Below are 17,247 nucleotides of genomic sequence, written 5' to 3' on the forward strand. Positions count from 1 at the left end.
GAGGGAACACCATGAAGGCTGTGAAGAAACTACAAGAGGAGCAGGGCATCGCCCTCGTCACGTCGCTCATGCTCACCTTCCTGGCGCTGGTGGTGATCCTGTGCGCCCTCTACATCATGACGGTCGCCACCAAACAAAGTGGCATGGTCAAGAGTTACAAGTCCGCCCTCCAGGCCTCCTACGGCGGGAGTGACATGATCATGAAGGACCTGATCCCTCAGATGCTCATGAGCGGCGACGTCATCAACCAGGCAATCGCCAGCGGGAGCACCGCCACCATCGCCCAGACCTTCCAGACCATCGCCTCCAATTTCAGCGGTCTGAACGACCTCACCTTCGGCCCCGGCTACGGTTCGGCGACGGTCGCTGCTCAGTGTCTGAGTGCCAAGCTGACCAGTTCGCCCAGCGGGCAGCTGGTCACCGGGGGGATGGGGAGCGGTTACGGGCCGGCCTGGAGCACCGTCTGTCCCAGCCCGGGAGGTTCGGTGAGCGCGACCTCGCTCAAGCCGAAGGATCTTCCCGACTTCAAGTTCACGGTACCGGGGGCCACCGGTGCTCCCGCCTTCACCGTCTTCTCCAAGATCGTGGACACCGTCCCCGGGAACTCAGACATGAGCGGGACGAGCCTCATGGGCTCCGGGGTGGCGGAGACCCAGAGCAACATCGCACCCCAGCATATCCCGTATGTCTTCAGGATCGAAGTCCAGGCGGAACGGTCGAACAACCCCAGCGAGACCGCCAACCTCTCCTTCCTCTACGCGTACTGAGGTGGCGCCACTTCGTCCTTTCTCAAGGAGCATCACCCTTTTTGGCCCTTCTTCCGTTCGACAAAAATCTGCGTGAATTCCTCGTCTGGTCGCTGATCTTTCACGCAGCCGTCGGTGCCTATTTCTGGCGGCACCGTAACGACAATCCGCCCTACCATGACATGGTCATCGAGGCCGGGAGCTACACTCTCGGTCCTCCCGGGGCAGTCGGCCCGGCCAACATGCAGCAGGCGGCTCCTCCTCCCCCGGCGCCCGTGCCGGTTCCCACCCCTCTACCGGTACCGGCTCCCACCCCGAGGCCTGCGCCGCGGTACATCTACCGCCAAAGCGTGCAGTCGTTCGGTGCCTCGAACGGGTCGGGCAGCGCAGGGATTGGCTCCGGCGGGGGAGGAATGGCGGCCCCCCTGCCGGCGCCTTATCCGCAGAAAAGAAGGTTGGGGTGGGGTGCCTACAGCAGCTCGCAGTAACGTAGGGCGCCCCTCACCGCCCTCTGGGATCTCGCCTCACCCAGCTGGCCTCTCGCTGAATCTGCCACCAATCCCCGGCAAAGTTTCCCTCACCCCGGCTCCTTTCCCCTGAAATGGGGAGGCGCCCCCTCCTTTCGTCCTCGCGGCTTCGTGGTATTATTAGTCATTGTTAACCTTTCGATCTCTCCTATTCATTTCCTGTTTCGTCAAATCAGCCGGCGACCCGAGCCGCCCACTTTCTTTCGGGAAGGGGAGGGGAGGGGGGGCGCCTTTAACACGGTACGGCACCTGCCGCGGTCGGCCAGCAGGTGTGGTGCGCAGTCGGGGTGTCGGTATGGACCATCGCGGCTATTCGCTGGTCGAGATGACGGCGGTGATCGGCATCATGGCGATTCTCCTCGCGGTGGGGACCCTCCGGTTCAGGGACTACTTTCGAAACTACCAGGTCGAATCGCAGGCGAGGGGGATCCAGGCGGACATCATGCGGGGCAAGGCCGCCGCCATCTACCAGCGCCGGCCGGTCCGGGTCAAGGTTTACCCGACGCGACTGGAGACCTACTCGACCACCACCGACCGCGACGGCGGCGCCGAGCCGGTCGCGGCCAGGGTGCTTAGCTATCCGGTGGTGCAGAGCAAGAGCGGCAACGTGGTCGATTTCGACGAGACCGGCACCACCGAGAACGAACGGACCATCTGCACGACGGGAGGGGAGGGGGCGGCGGTGGACAGCGTGGTGGTGGGAAACATCAGGGTGAGGATCGGCAAACTCGCTTCGGGAAGTGACTGCCATGGCGAAAACGTCACCTCGCGCTGACCGGGGCTTCACCCTGGTGGAGCTGATGATGGCCATCCTGATCCTGACGGTCGGGCTTTTGGGGCTGTTGCAGTCCATCGTGGTGGCCTTCCAGCACAACACCCGTAACCGGCTGCGGGAAGAGGCCATGATGGTGGCGGAGGAGCAGATGAACACCATCAAGGCCAGCAGCGGATTTTCTTCCATGACGGTGGCCAGAAAGAGCGTGAACGGCGTCGGCCACCCCTTCACCGTGCTGAGGGACCAGACCCCGATGAACGGCACGAGTGACGACTACCGCCTGACGGTGACGGTGACCTGGGGGTTCCATAACGTGAGCAGTTCCCACCAGATCTACTCCTTCCAGAAACGGTGACGGCATGAAAGCCGACGGGCGCGGATACACGCTGGTGGAGCTGGTGGTGGCCATGCTGATCTTTTCGGTGGTCATGACCGTCATCTCGGTCTCCTTCAACCGGATCGTCACCAGCTCGGCGCAGGCCACCAAGAGTGCGGAGACCGACATCGGCGGGTTGATCGGCCTGGAAGTGCTCCGCACCGACCTGGAAACCGCAGGGATGGGGCTTCCCTGGTCGCTTCCCGACGGGATCGCCTACCGCGAGACCTGCCTCGGGAAGGTCATGGTGGACGGCTGCCCGGGCACCAAGGTCGACATTTACGAGGACGCCGATCCGGTGACCAAGGTACCGAGGCCGCCGCGGGCGGTGGCAAGCGGCGATAACGTCGGGACGAACGGATCGGACTACCTGGTCCTGAAGGGTAGTGCCCTCGGCATGTCGACCGCCTCGCAGGGGTGGAGTTACCTGACCTGGGGAGCGGGCGGGGCGGTGGTGAAGCCGAGCAAGTCCCCCATCGAGCTGGTACCTGGAAACGGCGACCGGGCGGTGGTCTTGAGAAGCGAGGTGACCACCCGGGGCCCCACCCGGACGCTGGTCGCCACCAGCGTCTCTACCGGGGGAGCTACCTCTTCGAGCGCCTCCCCGTCGGCCTTCACCCTCCACTTCAACAACCCGATCCCGCAGGATTTCACCCCCGCCACCCCGGAGGAGCGCTTTCTCGTCTACGGCATCGCCAGACGGGACGACTCGGGAAAGCTCGTTCCCCTGAGCTATCCGTACAACCGGGCCGATTACTTCATCAAACGCTCGTCTTTGAGCGAGGGGGGCTCCCCGGTCTGCGCAAGCGGTACCGGCACCCTCTACAAGGCCGTCATCAGCCAGAACAGCGACCGCCCGGTCTATTACCCGCTGCTCGACTGCGTGGCCGACCTCCAGGTTATCTACCTGCTCGATACCGGCTACCACGTAAGCGACCTCGGCCAGGGGCTGCAGGATGCGACCTCGGCGGAGGAGGTCCGGGACAGGGTGAAGGAGATCCGCCTCTATCTCCTCGCCCAGCAGGGGAAAAAGGAGTCGGGGTACCTCTACCCGCTGGGGGATCTTCCCGTGGTGGTAGGGGACCCGGCGCTCGACCGCGGCGTGGGGAAGGTGATGGGAAGCCGCTGGGGGCAAACGGCCTTCACCGCCCTCACTGCCGACTGGCGCCACTACCACTGGAAGGTCTACTCCATCGTGGTCCAGCCCAAGAACTTCTAAGGAGGCACCATGTCCCTCTCCCGCCCGACATCCCAGCGGGGGGCCGCCCTGGTGACGGCGCTCATGCTGACCACCCTCGCGCTGGTGATCTCCCTCTCGCTTCTCTACGTGGTCATCACCGGGACGAGGCTTTCGGCCGGGCAGAAGCGGTACCGGACCGCGCTGGCGGCGGCGAGGGGAGGGGTAAGCCTGATGACCGAGGAGCTCATCCCGCGGCTTTTCAACTCCGCCTCGGCCGGGGATCTGGAGACTGAGTTCGCCCTGGTCGACCTGAAGGTCCCCCAGTTCGACTGCCTCAGGCAGAAGATAGACCACGCAAGCGACCGGTGGAACTTATGCACCCCCGCCCAGGTCTCCGCCGACCCGGAAGAGTACCCCGACGCAGTCTTCCGCCTCAAAGGGGGGCTCGACACCACCGGGTTCCGGGTCTCCTCCAAGATCGTCGACACCGTGGTCGGCAACACCGACCAAAGCGGCATCGACTTCCTCGACACCGGAGGAGCGGCGAGCTCCAAGGACGACATCGTCCACCCGCGCCACGTCCCCATCCTCTACTCGATCGCCGTTTCGGGCACCCGTTCGGGCGGCCCGGTCCGGGAGAAGGCGAAACTTTCCCTGCTTTACGCCTACTGACTTTCACCACTACATGTTGTGTTCGATATTACTCTGATGCACTATTTCCGATTATTTCTCTTTAACCGGGCTCAATAAGGCACATAATTATGCATAATTTGAAGTAATTTCTTGACATTCTTTGTAATTAGGCTTAAATGGCACGAAAATCGTGCAAACTCTCTAGCGGGTCCCATCTATGATCATGAACAGTGTCAAGAAGTTGCGTGAAGAGCGGCTGATGAGCAAGGCCGAGTTGGCGCGTATCGCCGGGGTGTCGCCGATCACCATCGACCGGATCGAGCGGGGCGAGGACTGCCGGATGGAGACCAAGCGCAAGATCCTCCTTGCCCTGGGCTTTTCCCTGGCCGAAAAAGAGAAGGTATTTCAGGACTAACCGTCCATAGGACCAAGCCATGCTTTTCGCCAAGAAGAAGGACATAGTCGGTGTCGATATCGGGTCTAACTCGGTGAAGCTCGTGCAACTGCGCGAGTCGAAGGGGAGCTACCAGCTCATGAGCGTGGGGATCCTCCCGCTTCCTCCCGAGGCGATCGTCGACAACACCCTCATGGACAGCTCCTCCATCGTGGAGACCATCCGCACCCTTTTGGCCAACCTGGACATCAAGGCCAAGGAGGCGACCTGCTCCATTTCCGGCAATGCGGTCATCATCAGGAAGATCTCGCTGCCGGTGATGCCGGTCGAGGAGCTCGAGGACCAGATTCACTGGGAGGCCGAACAGTACATCCCGTTCGACATAAACGACGTCAACGTCGACTTCCAGATCCTCTCCCCCGACGAGCAGGACCCCTCCAAGATGAACGTCCTTTTGGTTGCCAGCAAGAAGGACATCATCAACGACTACCTGGCGGTCTTCGCCGAGTCGGGGCTCAAGCTGATCGTGGTGGACGTGGACGCCTTCGCCGTCCAGACCGCCTTCGAGGTCAACTACAACATCGATCCCAACGACGTGGTGGCCCTCATCAATATCGGCGCCAACATCATGAACCTCAACGTGGTGAGAGACGGGATCTCCCTTTTCACCCGCGACGTCCAGATGGGGGGGAACCTCTACACCGAGGAGATCCAGAAACAGTTCGGTCTCGACAGCAAGAGCGCGGAGATGAAGAAGCTGACCGCGGCCGCCAACGACGATGCGAGGCTCCAGGAGATCCTGCAGCGGGTCAACGACACCATCGCGCTGGAGATGCGCCGCTCGCTCGATTTCTACAACACGACGGCCGGAGAAGGGAAGATCTCCCGGGCCCTGTTGAGCGGCGGGGGGGCGAGGACGCCGCAGCTGGTCGAAGCGGTCCAGCAGCGGCTCCAGATCCCGACGGAGGTCCTCAACCCGCTTTTGAACGTGGCGGTGAGCGAGAAGGAGTTCGACAAGGAGTACCTTGACGAGGTCGCTCCCTCGCTGGCGGTCGCCGTGGGGCTCGCGACCAGGAGGTTAGGCGACAAATGATACGGATAAACCTCCTTCCCGTCAGGGCCTCCAAGAAGAAAGAGACCATCAGGCAGCAGATCTCGGTGCTGGTCATCTCCATGGTCGGCGTGCTGCTGGTCGGGATCACCATGTACTTCATCATGCTCGGCAAGGTCAACGTGGCCAAGAACCGGATCGACTCCGCCGACGCCGAGCTCAAGTCCCTCAAGGCCAAGATCGGCGCCATCGACAACATCAAGAAGCTGCAGGCCGACGTCAAGAAGAAGCTCGACGTGCTGGCCCAACTGCGGCGCGGCAAGACCGGCCCCTCCTCCCGCTGGGCCGCGCTTTCCGCCGCGGTCCCCGACCAGCTCTGGGTGACCAAGTACACCGAGAGCGGTTCGGCGGTGGCCCTGGGGGGCTACGCCATGAGCGAGGACCTGATCGCCCAGTTCATGAGAAACCTCCAGGCCTCGGGCTCCTTCACCAACGTGGAGCTCCAGGTCTCTGAGCAGGCCGACCAGGGCGGGCTCAAGGCCAAGCGCTTCGACCTCACCTTCCAGATCAAGGACAAACCCGACCAGGTACCTCCCGGCACGCCGGGTAAACCCGCGCCCACGCCCGCACCGCCTGCCGGTAAGCCGTAACGCCCAAAGGGACAACCATGGATCCTCGCGTAGAAAAGATACTCAAGCTCCCAACCAGGCAGAAGATTGCCGTCCTGGCGCTGATCCTGCTCCTGGAAGGGGCGGCCCTGTTCAATTTCCTGTACCGGCCCCAGATGGTCGCCCTCAAGGAACTGCAGACGAAGGTCGACGACATGGAGCGGCAGATCCATGAGAACCGCTCCATCGCCAACAACCTTCCCCGCTATAAGGCGGAGTACGAGCAGTTGAAGAAGGATCTCGACACGGCGCTAACCGAGCTTCCCAACCAGAAGGAGATTCCCTCCCTTTTGACCAGCATCTCCTCGGCCGGCAAGAACGCGGGGCTCGACTTCCTCCTCTTCCGCCCCCGGTCGGAGGTTCCCAAGGAGTTTTACGCGGAGGTCCCGGTCGACATCGCGGTCTCGGGAACCTACAACAACGTGGCCGATTTCTTTGTCGCGGTGGGGAACCTCCCCCGTATCGTCAATATCAACAACGTCAACGTGAGTGACATCAAAAACGCCAACGGGCGGATAACCCTCAAGGTGACCTGTCTCGCCACTACCTTCCGGTTCCTCGAGAAAAACGAGATCAAGAATGATAAGAAAAAATAGCCTCGCGCTCTGCCTGCTCCTGTCAGTGGCCCTGGCCGCCGGGTGCAAGAAAAAGGAAGAGGGGCCGCCTCCCCCGAAGGCGCCCGCCCTCCCCAGGCCCAAAGCTCAGCCGGTCGCCCCGGTGCAAAAGCCGATCTCCAGCGCCACGGTGAAGCAGACCCCCCAGCTGGACTTCAACTCCCGGCGCGACCCGTTCCGCCCCTATGCCCCTCCTGCACCCCAGGCGCCGGTGGTCGCCTCCCCCGCCTCTCCCCAGGCCCCCGTGGCGGCGAACCCCGACCTCCTTCCGATCCAGAGCTTCGAGGTCGCCAAGTTCAAGGTGGTCGGCATCGTGGCCGGACTCAGGGAGAACCGGGCGCTGGTGGTGGACCCCAACGGCAAGGGATACGTGGTCTCGCCGGGTATGGAGATCGGGAACAGGAATGGTCGGATCACGAGGATCACCTCGTCGGCCGTCGAGGTGGTGGAGCGATACAAGGAAGGGCGGCAGATGCGGCAGAAGAAGACCGTGCTGACCCTGGCCAAGAAAAGGTAAGGAGCAATCGATGAGAATACGCACAAGCCGCATCCTCTGTCATTTGATGGCGTTCGCCGCCCTGATGACCGTTCCCACCGGCTGCGTCAAACGGATGTCCGCCGCGAACGAGACGGCACCCGCGGAGGTCTCCGCCTTTGCCGCTTTGCAATCGGTCACCGTCTCGCCAGACGCCAACCGGATCGAGATCGTCAGCGACCGGCCGCTTACCTATACGTCCTACAAGGCGGGTGAGCCGTTTAGGGTGGTGATCGACATCTCCCAGACCGAGCCGGGTGCGGTGAGCTCCCCGATGGAGGTCAACCGCGGAAACGTGCGCCGGATCGACGTGGTCAAGCAGCCGGTCGGGGGAGGGATGCTGACCCGGGTGGAGATCGCCCTCGTGAAGGACCGCGAGTTCGTGGCCTCCACCGATCCCAACGACCGCAAGCGCCTGGTGGTCAATCTGCAGCCGATCGACGAAGGGAAGTCGGCCCAGGCCGAGCCGCTGGAGGCACCCGCCGCCGAGGCCAAGGAAGCCCCGGCCGCCGCTGCCAAGGCCGAGGAGAAGCCGGGCGCCCCCAAGGTCGAGGATAAGCCTGCTGCCGCCGAGGCCAAGGCGGAAGCTCCCCAGCCTGCCGCCGTGGAAGCGCCGGCCCCCGCGCCGGTCGTGGCCGCGGCCTCGCCGGTGGAGGTCAAGCCCACCGAGGTGAAGGCAACCGACCTAAAGGGGAGCGAGACGAAGGGGCCCGAGCTCAAGGGCATCGACATGAACGTGGCCGAGATGAAGCCCTCGGAAGTCAAGGTTGCCGAAGTTGCCCCGGTGGCCGCCGCGGCCGACGGGGCCGGCGGCGGTGCGGTCAAGGCCGAGGCCAAGGAAGCTCCGGCGAAGCCCGCCCCCAAGGCATCCAAGCAGGCCGGTCCCAAGATCAACGCGGTGCTCCCGTCCGCCGACGGGGTGGAGCTCTCCATCGAGGGTGGGACCGTTCAGACCTTCAACACCTTCAAGCTCAGCAAGCCCGACAGGATCGTGCTCGACATCTTCGGGGTCGGGAGCGTGCTCGACAAGAAGGTGTATCCCATCAACTCCCTCGGGGTGGCCAGCGCCCGCGTGGGCACCACCCCCGACAAGGCCCGGGTGGTGCTCGATGCCTCCGGCGCGACCCTTCCCCGTTACGAGGTGGTCAAGACCGACCTCGGCCTGAAGATCAGGCTGATGCCGGAGGGGGCGGAGAAGGCCAGGATCGCCGCGGCGCCGGCACCCCGCTCTTTTGCTCCCGCTGCCGAAGCTGCCCCGGCCCCGGCCCCGGCCCCGGCCCCGGCCCCGGCTGTCGAGGCGCCCGCTCCGGTCGCGAAGGCCGAGGTGCCGGAGGCTCCCAAGGCACCCAAGGCACCGGCCCCCAAGGCGGCCGAACCTCCGGTACCGGCCGGCGAAAGCCTCAGGACGGAAGTCCCACCGGCCCGCCTCGCCAAACCCACGCTGGAGTCGGTCGACTTCAAGATCGTCGACGGCTTCTCCCGCATCACCATGAAGCTCCACGGGAGCTGCCAGCCGGGCCAGCCGCTCCACGGTCCCCAGGGGATCTCGCTGTCCATCCACAACTGCCTGGTTCCCAAGCCGCTCCAGCGTGCCATGGACACCACCAAGTTCGGCTCCCCGGTCCTCTCGATTACCCCCTACCAGGTGAGGCTCAAAGGTCTTCCGGTCGCCAAGCTCCTGGTCCGTCTCCGTGGCAACCCCCGCTTCTCGATGGCCAGGAAGGGTGACGTGCTGGTCCTCGACGTGGTCAATCCCGCTCCCGCGGTGGCCGCCAAGCTCCCCACCGCTCCCGTGGTGGAGCCGAGCCGCCACGCCGTTCCCAAAGCCGCCGAGAGCGAGGTCGCCGAGGAACTGGCCGGCGCACCCCGCGACGAATCGGTGACCGAGCTCCCGCGTCCGGAAAGCGTGCGCCCGCTCAAGAAGGTCTACAAGGGGAGGAGGGTCACCCTCGAGTTCTCCGACGCCGACATCAGGAAGATCTTCCAGCTGATCGCCGAGGTGAGTAACCTGAACTTCCTGATCTCCGACGACGTCTCCGGCACCATCAGCCTCAAGCTCGTCAACGTCCCCTGGGACCAGGCGCTCGACGTCATCCTCGATGCCAAGGGGCTCGGGATGCAGCGCGAGGGGAACATCGTACAGATCAAGCCGCGCTCCAAGATGCAGACCCAGGCCGAGGAGGAGTTGGCCGCCAAGAAGGCCGCCGAGCGGAACATGGAGCTTAGGACCGTGGTCTTCGAGATCAACTACGCCGCGGTGGGGGAGGTCGCGACCCAGTTCAACGCGCTTAAAAGCGAGCGGGGGACCATCATCCAGGATGCCCGTACCAACCGGGTCATCGTCACCGACATCCAGCCGGCCCTCGAGCGGATGAAGCAGCTTTTGAAGACCCTGGACGCCCCCGAGAAGCAGGTCATGATCGAGGCCCGCATCGTGGAAGCCACCTCCACCTTCACCCGCGACCTCGGGGTGCAGTGGGGGCTCAACTACAAGGACGGCTCCGCCTCCATCGCCGGGATCAACACCCTCGATTCCTCCTTCGGTGGCGTCGTTTCCGCTTCCGGCCCCACCTCCACGGGGGCGGGCGGGATCGGGATGGGGATGTCCTTCGGCAAGCTCAACTCCAACATCCAGCTCGACATGAGGCTTTCGGCGGCCGCCACCATCGGCGAGGTGAAGATCATCTCCACGCCGAAGGTGGTGACCCTCAACAACAAGGCGGCCAAGATATCCCAGGGGCAGTCGATCCCGTACCAGACCACCTCCGCGGAAGGGACCAAGACCGAGTTCGTGGAGGCGGCGCTGACCCTCGAGGTGACCCCTCACATCACCGCCGACGGCTCGGTCAGCATGAAGATCAAGGCGAGTAACAACTCCCCGGGAGCCGGTTCCCCACCACCGATCAACAAGAAGGAAGCGACCACCGAGCTGGTGGTCAGCAACGGCGAAACCACCGTCATCGGCGGCATCTACGTGGACAGCGACACCGAGTCGGATACCGGGGTTCCCTTCCTGTCCGACATCCCGCTTTTGGGGTGGCTTTTCAAATCAAACTCGAAAACCAAGACCAAGACCGAACTGCTCATCTTCATCACGCCCAAGGTGGTCATTTAAGGAGTTAGTATGTTGAAAAAGTTTCTGGCCACGCTTTTTATCGGTACCTTGGCCGCCATCGCCTTGACCTCGTGTGGGGATTCCAAAGCGGCCGGAGTCGGCCAGTTCGCCACCGTCTACGCCACGGCGACCTCTCCCGGGGTGCCACTGGACTCGGACGTAGCCAGCTGGGTTGACGCCACCAGCGGCAGCAAGGCGCAGCCTTGCCTTACCAACAGCGTCCCGCATTTCCTTCCCGACGACGTGAACTACAACGTAACCAGTACCGCCTGGTCAAGCGGCAATACCGGCCAGGCCAACCCGACGGCGGCCTCGGACCTGCTGATCCAGAAGATCATCCTGACCCTGACCCCCGACGACAGCACCACTCCGGCGTTGCCGGCCGTTTACCAGACCCAGTACATGACCAGCGGTTTCCTGGTGGCGGCTGGGAGCACGGTCTCCATTCCGGTGAGGCTCGTGTCGCAGGAGTTGAAGATTTTCCTCTCCAATGACCTCCTCTGCACCGGTCTCATGTACAAATACCGTGCGACGGTCTCGTTCGAGGCGGTCGAAGTTAATACCAACAAGGTGGCGACCATCACCGCGCCTGGATTTGTCCTGGTCCGGTTGACCGACTTTACCGACAAGTAAGCCGCAATCGACATGGTGGCACTTCCTCGGGTGAGGGGGCCATGTAACGTCCGAGTTGACGAGGGGGCAGCAGCACCCGCCGCCGGCCATAGCGGTCACCGCGGTGACCCACGATGTGTCACTATCTTAGAGTTTTTGAAACAAAGAGGAATCGAGAGATGAGTCTCAAAGGGAAAATACGGTTGCCGCTTTTCAAGAAGATGTGGTGGATGATGCTGCTGCTGGCCTGCATGGTCTCCCTGAGCTGCTCCGGCAGCAAGCCCGGCGGCGCCAACGCCACCACCCCGGCCAGGGCGAAGGGGGAGGTCCTGTCCAGCGACTTCCAGGTCTCCAACAGCACCTTCGACGAGTCCGCCCCGGCGGTCGCCTACGACGCCACCAGCGGCGGGAAGAAATATCTCACGGTCTGGGTGGACAACCGCAGCGGCAGCCAGATCTACGGCGCCATCTGCACCGGTAACGACAACCCTGGGCAGGGACAGCCGGGGAACGTCACCACCATCGCCAAGACGGTCGCCGACTTCGCCATCACCAGCGCGGCCGGCAACAAGGCGCAACCCAAGGTCGCCTTTTACCAGGATACGGTCACCCCGACTAACAGCCGCTACCTCGTGATCTGGACCGATTCCCGCGACGCTACCGCGACCTATGGCGGCCGGATCTACGGGCAGTTCATCGGGACGGACGGCTCCCTCATCGGTTCCAATTTCGCAATCACTACGCTGAGTGCTTCTAATAAGAGTCAGAGTGACCCCGACCTCATCTACAACCCGGTCACCGGCAAGTTTGTGGTGGCCTGGATCGACACGAGTACGGACGACACCGCCATGAGCAGGACGTACCAGGCTCTGGGAGCGGTCAACTCTATAACCGTAACCATCATTCCGACCCCCTTCGTCGATTACAACATGGTGAAGACCGCCACCATCGATCCTGTTGCCGGCACCGTCACCAATATCACCGATGTTTCCAAGGCGGTCACCAACAACGACCTGGCCGACAGCGGTTCCGCGATCACCGAAAGTTACAATGTGCAGTTCCATGAATCGCATCCGAGGCTTGCCTTCAGCCCCATCACCGGCGAAGTTTTCACCTCGTGGATCGGCAGCACCAGCAAGGTCACGGTGACCCTGCCGTACACCACCACCTCCGACACCAGCACCCCCCCGATTGTCACTGCAACTTACGGCGCCCCTGCCTTTGCCATCGTGGACCTGGACGCCGGGCTGTCGAAGGTCAAGATCCGGCGGTTCCAGACCGGCCTGATCACCGATTACAGCTACGGTACCACCGCCGATGCGGTAAGTATGGCTGTGGATCCCAACACCAACCGGCTTCTCCTTGCCTGGGAGGACAACAACGGCGGGCTGACCACCGGTAAGAACATCCTCGGCCAGCTGATCGACCTGACGAGCTTCGCCGCCTACGGCAACCAGATCCTGATTTCCAACGCCACCGGAGACCAGACCTCGCCGGTAGCCGCCTTCGACAACGTCAACCAGCGCTTCTTCGTGGCCTGGGAGGACGCCAGGAACCAGAGTGCCAACCTGAGCAACATCGACATCTACTCGCAGTTCATCGATCCGCAGGGGAACCTCTCCGGCGGCAACCAGCCGGTAACGGTAGCCACCGCCAACCAGCTGGCTCCTGCGGTAGCGTTCGGTGACGTCAACTTCCGGAAGTTCTTCGTGGTCTGGAAGGATGGCCGGAAGCTTTCCTACTCGAACATCTTCGGGCAGCTCCTCGAGTTCTCCACTGCGCCGCAGCTGGTCGTAGAGGACAGTACCCAGATTCCTATCCTCAGCGGGTCGATCGACTTTGGTACCACCCCGACGGGTACTCCGGTCGATAAGCAGATCTACATCGCCAACGAAGGTAACAGCCAGCTTACCATCAGCAGCATGTCGACCCCGGATTCTCCGTTCTCCTTCGTGACGCCGGCCCCGGTTACCATCAGCCCGGGCACCAGCTATGCCATGACCATCCGGTTCAACCCGCTGGCCGCCGGGAGCTTCGCTGGGAACTCTTCCAACAACTACAAAACCACCATCGTCTCCGACGGCGGTACCCTCACCCTGTACTTCACCGGCACCGCGTCGGGGATCAACCCGTTGACCATCACCAACTCGTCTCTGCCCGACGCCAACACCGGGGTCCCGTACACGGCGACCATGGCTGCCGCGGGCGGCGTCTTCCCCTACAGCTGGAGCGCCACCGGGCTGTCGGGGAATGGTCTCAGCATCGATTCGTCCACCGGCGTTATCAGCGGCACCCCCAATTTCTCCGGTAGCAAAACGGTTACCGTTACCGTCACAGACAACAACTCCCCTAAGAGTTCGGTTTCCAGGACCTACACCCTGAAGGCCGGTGTGCTTAGCATCTCCACCACTACCTTGAAACCCTGGACGCAAACCGTTGAGTACTCCAACGCCCCCATCCAGAGCATCGTTGCCACCGGAGGCACCGGTCCCTACACCTTCACAGTAGCCAACGGAAGCCTCCCCGCCGGGATCTCGCTCTCCGCAAGCGGTGTGCTTTCGGGAGTGGCGACCACAAGCGGTACTTTCTCCTTTACCGTCCAGGCGACTGACTCGCTGGGGAATACTTCCACCCAGCCGCTCAGCATCACGATCAACCCGAAACCGGCGATCCTGACCACGAGTCTCCCCGATGGCGGGGTAGGGGCGGCCTACAACCAGACCATCCATTCCTCCGGCGGCACCGTCCCGAACACCTGGGCCATCACCTCGGGCGCCCTTCCCGGCGGCCTTACCTTCGATACCGGCAACGGCATCATCAGCGGCACCCCGACCGCACCGGGGAGCTACCCGCTGACCTTCTCGCTGACAGATTCCACCGGCGCAACCGACTCCAAGTCGCTGACCATCAAGATCAACTCGGTCCTCGACATCACCACCCCGACCTCCGGGACCGACGCGCCGACGACCGCCGTGGTCGGTGCCCCCTATACCTTCACCTTTGGCGGAACCGGCGGGACCGCGCCCTACAGCTGGTCGGTCGTCGGCGGCAGCCTCCCGATTGGAGTCGCCCTCAACCCCTTCACCGGTGTCGCCTCCGGCACTCCGACCACCCCCGGAACGTTCACCTATACTATCCAGGTCGGCGATACGAGCGGCTCCACGGTGGTGAAGACCTTCTCCACCAACGTTCTCAACCCGGTGACCATCACCACCACCGCCCTTGCCAACCCGGCCTGGACCCGGAACGTTGCCCTCCCTTCGCAAACCCTGGCCGCCACCGGTGGTACTGGCGGTACCAACTACACCTGGTCGATTGCCAGCGGGTCGCTGCCGCACAATGTCTCACTGAGCGCGGCGGGTGTACTATCCGGGACCCCCGATACCGCCGGCACCTCCACCTTCACCGTACAGGTCGCCGATACCAACAATCCGACCGCCATCGCGACTAAATCGTTCACGATGGTGATCAACGCGGCTCCGGCAATTCAGGCGGCTACCTTTGGCGCCGCCACCGTCGGTACTCTGTACAACCAGGCCGAGGTCTCCACCGGCGGCACCGCTCCGCTGACCTGGACCTGGACCTCCTTGTCCGCGCCTCCCGGCCTCTCCATCGATCCGGTGACCGGGGCCATTACCGGTCTGCCCACGACTGCCGGTAAATACGATTTCACCGTCACGCTCACCGATGCTTCCGGCGCCACCGTCTCGGCGGCGAGGACCATCAACGTTGCCGACCCGCTGAGCATCTCTACCACCCAGGCCGACCTCGGGTCGCTCACCCTGAACGCCCTGTACAACAAGGCGCTGGTCGCTACCGGTGGCCGCATGCCCTACACCTGGTCGGTCACCCAGGGAGCTCTTCCGGCCGGGCTTACCCTCAACCCCTCCACCGGGGTTATCAGCGGTACTCCCACCGCCAGCGGCACCTCGTCCTTCGTCATCACCGTGACCGACGCCGACCTCAGGACCGCTACTTCTTCAACCTATTCGCTGGCCACCCCCGCCCCGGGAACCCCCACCATCTCCGGTACCCTTAACGCCGGGACCGTCGGGACCGCTTATTCGCAGACCCTGACCGCAAGCGGCGCTACCGCCCCGTACACCTGGTCGATCGTGGCGGGTACCCTCCCGGACGGCCTTACCCTGGCGAGCGCCACCGGCGTCATTTCCGGTACGCCTACCGCGGCCGGTGATTTCAGCTTTATGGTCCAACTGGTCGATGCCAACAAGGCCGTCGCCACCAAGACTTTCACCATCTCCGTCATCAGCACCTCGGGCGGAGGCACTTCCGGCACCGTGTCGTTCGCCGCTGCCACCGATCCGAACACCCCGATCACCTTCTACAGCTTCGGCAATGTGCTGCTCGGGAACTCGCTCAGCAAGAACTTCGTGCTGAAAAACGGCGGCGCATCGCCTATCACCCTGCACTCCTTCACCACGAGCGATTCGTCGTTCACCGCCATGCTGCCGGCCGATACGCCGGTTGCCGCCAACTCGTCGGTGACCATCCCGATTGCCTTCTCGCCGACCAGCTCCAAGTCGTACTCGGCGACCTTCACCATCACCGCCGTCTCCGGTGCGACCTACCAATTGTCGCTCTCCGGCACCGGCTCCATCGCGGTGGCAGGCCTCAACCCGACCAACCCTGGTAACACCATCCCCGGCACCACCACGGTTTCCTCCTTCGTGGTCCCGGTTTCCTCCCCGGTGTTGAGCACTTCCAGCCGGCCGGCCGACTTCACCCCGGCCGAGGCGATCTCCGTGGTGGTCAACAACATGACACCATCCGGCACGGTCAACGTCGACGTCACCTTCGTGGCGCTGCCGACCAACCCGGTCTACTACAAGCTCACCAACGACGTCTGGACGCAGGTCACCCCGGTCGCCACCAACGGCAACGTGGTCACCTTCGCCCTCACCGACAACAACGTGCTGCAGGATTCCGACACCACCCTGGGGAGCATCCAGGATCCGATCGTGGTGGGAACCACCGCCGGCGGTGGCGGCAACGGCGGGAACACGGGTGGCACCGGCACCACCAACCCGGTTTCCTCCCCGGGCGGCAAGAGCGGCTGCTTCATCGCCACCGCCGCTTACGGCAGCTACCTCGACCCGCAGGTCGTCGTGCTCAGGCACTTCCGCGACAACGTGCTCTTAAAGAGCGGTCCGGGTACCGCCTTCGTCCGCTTCTACTACACCTACAGCCCGCCGGTCGCCGACTTCATCCGCGAGCACGTTGTGCTGAGGCTCCTGACCCGCTGGGCCCTCACTCCGCTCATCTTCGCGGTCAAGTACCCGGTGACCCTGATCGCTCTGCCGCTGCTGGCCCTTGCTGCCCTGCTCCGCAGGGTCCGTGCCTGGGGCGGGGCACGCATGAGCAAAGCGGTACGCTAACCTTGATCCGTTACCGCCTCCCTCTCGCCGGGTGGCGGTAACGGCCGATTCTAATCGCAACGAAAGTCCGCCGGACCAGGCGGGCGTGGAGATATCATGTTCAGGAAATTTTTGGCCGCTGCCGTCCTATCCCTTTCCCTGGTTGCCTGCTCCCAGGCGCCCACCAATGAGCAGGTGGCGGGCGCCATCAAGAAGATCATCCCGTCGAAGTTCGACGTCCTCCAGGTGAGCCAGTTGAAGGAGATCCCTTCTCTGTACCAGGTGGTGATCCGTGTCAACAACCAGCCGATCGTGCTCTATGTCGATAGCAAGGCACAGTACATCGTTTCCGGGAGCGTACTGGCCCTCGACAAGAAGGTGAACCTCACCGCCGAGGTTCAGAAACAGTATCTGCAGAAGCATTAAGAGCGCTCCCCGGTTCGCCGGGAGTGTTTCTTATTTTTGTCGATTAGACGAAAGCCAGGGTCATCCTGGCTTTCGTTTATCGGCTCCATGGAGAGCCGCGGTGGATGACAGAGAGGGGAGGGCGGGCTAATTGCTTTGATTCGCGGCCCCTTTCTGCTATTATCCACACCTTCCCGTGGGACATTGTCTCCAGGGAGCTTATTTTGAGATTGTAGTGACG

15 protein-coding genes are annotated in these 17,247 nt (G+C 63.2%); all 15 read left to right on the forward strand.

Annotated features, from left to right (window positions below; translation table 11 throughout):
• Positions 1-11 precede the first annotated feature (11 nt).
• The 15 genes from ACYVL5_RS10955 to ACYVL5_RS11025 all read left to right on the forward strand — a co-directional run bounded on the left by ACYVL5_RS10955 (position 12) and on the right by ACYVL5_RS11025 (position 17,027).
• Positions 12-767: a hypothetical protein gene (locus ACYVL5_RS10955; protein WP_460595610.1), complete on the forward strand. Its 756-nt coding sequence runs from the start codon at positions 12-14 to the stop codon at positions 765-767.
• Positions 768-808: 41 nt separating this feature from the next.
• Positions 809-1,234: a hypothetical protein gene (locus tag ACYVL5_RS10960; RefSeq protein WP_460595611.1), complete on the forward strand. Its 426-nt coding sequence runs from the start codon at positions 809-811 to the stop codon at positions 1,232-1,234.
• A 334-nt stretch (positions 1,235-1,568) separates the two neighbouring features.
• Positions 1,569-2,048: a pilus assembly FimT family protein gene (locus ACYVL5_RS10965; RefSeq protein ID WP_460595612.1), complete on the forward strand. Its 480-nt coding sequence runs from the start codon at positions 1,569-1,571 to the stop codon at positions 2,046-2,048.
• Positions 2,023-2,403 carry a type IV pilus modification PilV family protein gene (locus ACYVL5_RS10970; RefSeq protein WP_460595613.1) on the forward strand — a complete coding sequence of 127 codons (381 nt, stop codon included), beginning with the start codon at positions 2,023-2,025 and terminating at the stop codon, positions 2,401-2,403. Before ACYVL5_RS10965 ends, ACYVL5_RS10970 begins: the two co-directional genes overlap by 26 nt.
• Before the next feature lie 4 nt (positions 2,404-2,407).
• On the forward strand, positions 2,408-3,643 hold the full coding sequence (locus tag ACYVL5_RS10975) for a PulJ/GspJ family protein (protein ID WP_460595614.1): 1,236 nt from the start codon (positions 2,408-2,410) through the stop codon (positions 3,641-3,643).
• Positions 3,644-3,652: 9 nt separating this feature from the next.
• The gene (locus ACYVL5_RS10980) at positions 3,653-4,276 is read left to right on the forward strand and encodes a pilus assembly protein PilX (protein WP_460595615.1); all 624 of its coding nucleotides are present in this window, start codon (positions 3,653-3,655) and stop codon (positions 4,274-4,276) included.
• 178 nt (positions 4,277-4,454) lie between these two features.
• Complete coding sequence (locus ACYVL5_RS10985) at positions 4,455-4,652, forward strand: helix-turn-helix transcriptional regulator (protein ID WP_460595616.1); 198 nt, start codon at positions 4,455-4,457, stop codon at positions 4,650-4,652.
• Between the two features lie 19 nt (positions 4,653-4,671).
• Positions 4,672-5,724: a type IV pilus biogenesis protein PilM gene (pilM, locus tag ACYVL5_RS10990; RefSeq protein ID WP_460595617.1), complete on the forward strand. Its 1,053-nt coding sequence runs from the start codon at positions 4,672-4,674 to the stop codon at positions 5,722-5,724.
• The gene (locus tag ACYVL5_RS10995) at positions 5,721-6,332 is read left to right on the forward strand and encodes a PilN domain-containing protein (RefSeq protein ID WP_460595618.1); all 612 of its coding nucleotides are present in this window, start codon (positions 5,721-5,723) and stop codon (positions 6,330-6,332) included. The genes pilM and ACYVL5_RS10995 overlap by 4 nt, the downstream gene beginning before the upstream one ends.
• A gap of 17 nt (positions 6,333-6,349) precedes the next feature.
• Complete coding sequence (locus tag ACYVL5_RS11000) at positions 6,350-6,946, forward strand: type IV pilus inner membrane component PilO (protein ID WP_460595619.1); 597 nt, start codon at positions 6,350-6,352, stop codon at positions 6,944-6,946.
• Positions 6,930-7,481: a pilus assembly protein PilP gene (locus ACYVL5_RS11005; protein WP_460595620.1), complete on the forward strand. Its 552-nt coding sequence runs from the start codon at positions 6,930-6,932 to the stop codon at positions 7,479-7,481. Before ACYVL5_RS11000 ends, ACYVL5_RS11005 begins: the two co-directional genes overlap by 17 nt.
• 10 nt (positions 7,482-7,491) lie before the next feature.
• Complete coding sequence (pilQ, locus tag ACYVL5_RS11010; protein WP_460595621.1) at positions 7,492-10,614, forward strand: type IV pilus secretin PilQ; 3,123 nt, start codon at positions 7,492-7,494, stop codon at positions 10,612-10,614.
• A gap of 9 nt (positions 10,615-10,623) precedes the next feature.
• A complete protein-coding gene (locus ACYVL5_RS11015; protein ID WP_460595622.1) occupies positions 10,624-11,247 on the forward strand; it encodes a hypothetical protein in 624 nt (207 codons plus the stop codon).
• Positions 11,248-11,405: 158 nt separating this feature from the next.
• Positions 11,406-16,622 carry a beta strand repeat-containing protein gene (locus tag ACYVL5_RS11020; protein WP_460595623.1) on the forward strand — a complete coding sequence of 1,739 codons (5,217 nt, stop codon included), beginning with the start codon at positions 11,406-11,408 and terminating at the stop codon, positions 16,620-16,622.
• Between the two features lie 96 nt (positions 16,623-16,718).
• Positions 16,719-17,027: a disulfide isomerase DsbC N-terminal domain-containing protein gene (locus ACYVL5_RS11025; RefSeq protein WP_460595624.1), complete on the forward strand. Its 309-nt coding sequence runs from the start codon at positions 16,719-16,721 to the stop codon at positions 17,025-17,027.
• The last annotated feature ends 220 nt before the right edge of the window (positions 17,028-17,247 follow it).

The sequence above is a fragment of the Geomonas sp. Red276 genome (assembly GCF_054784495.1).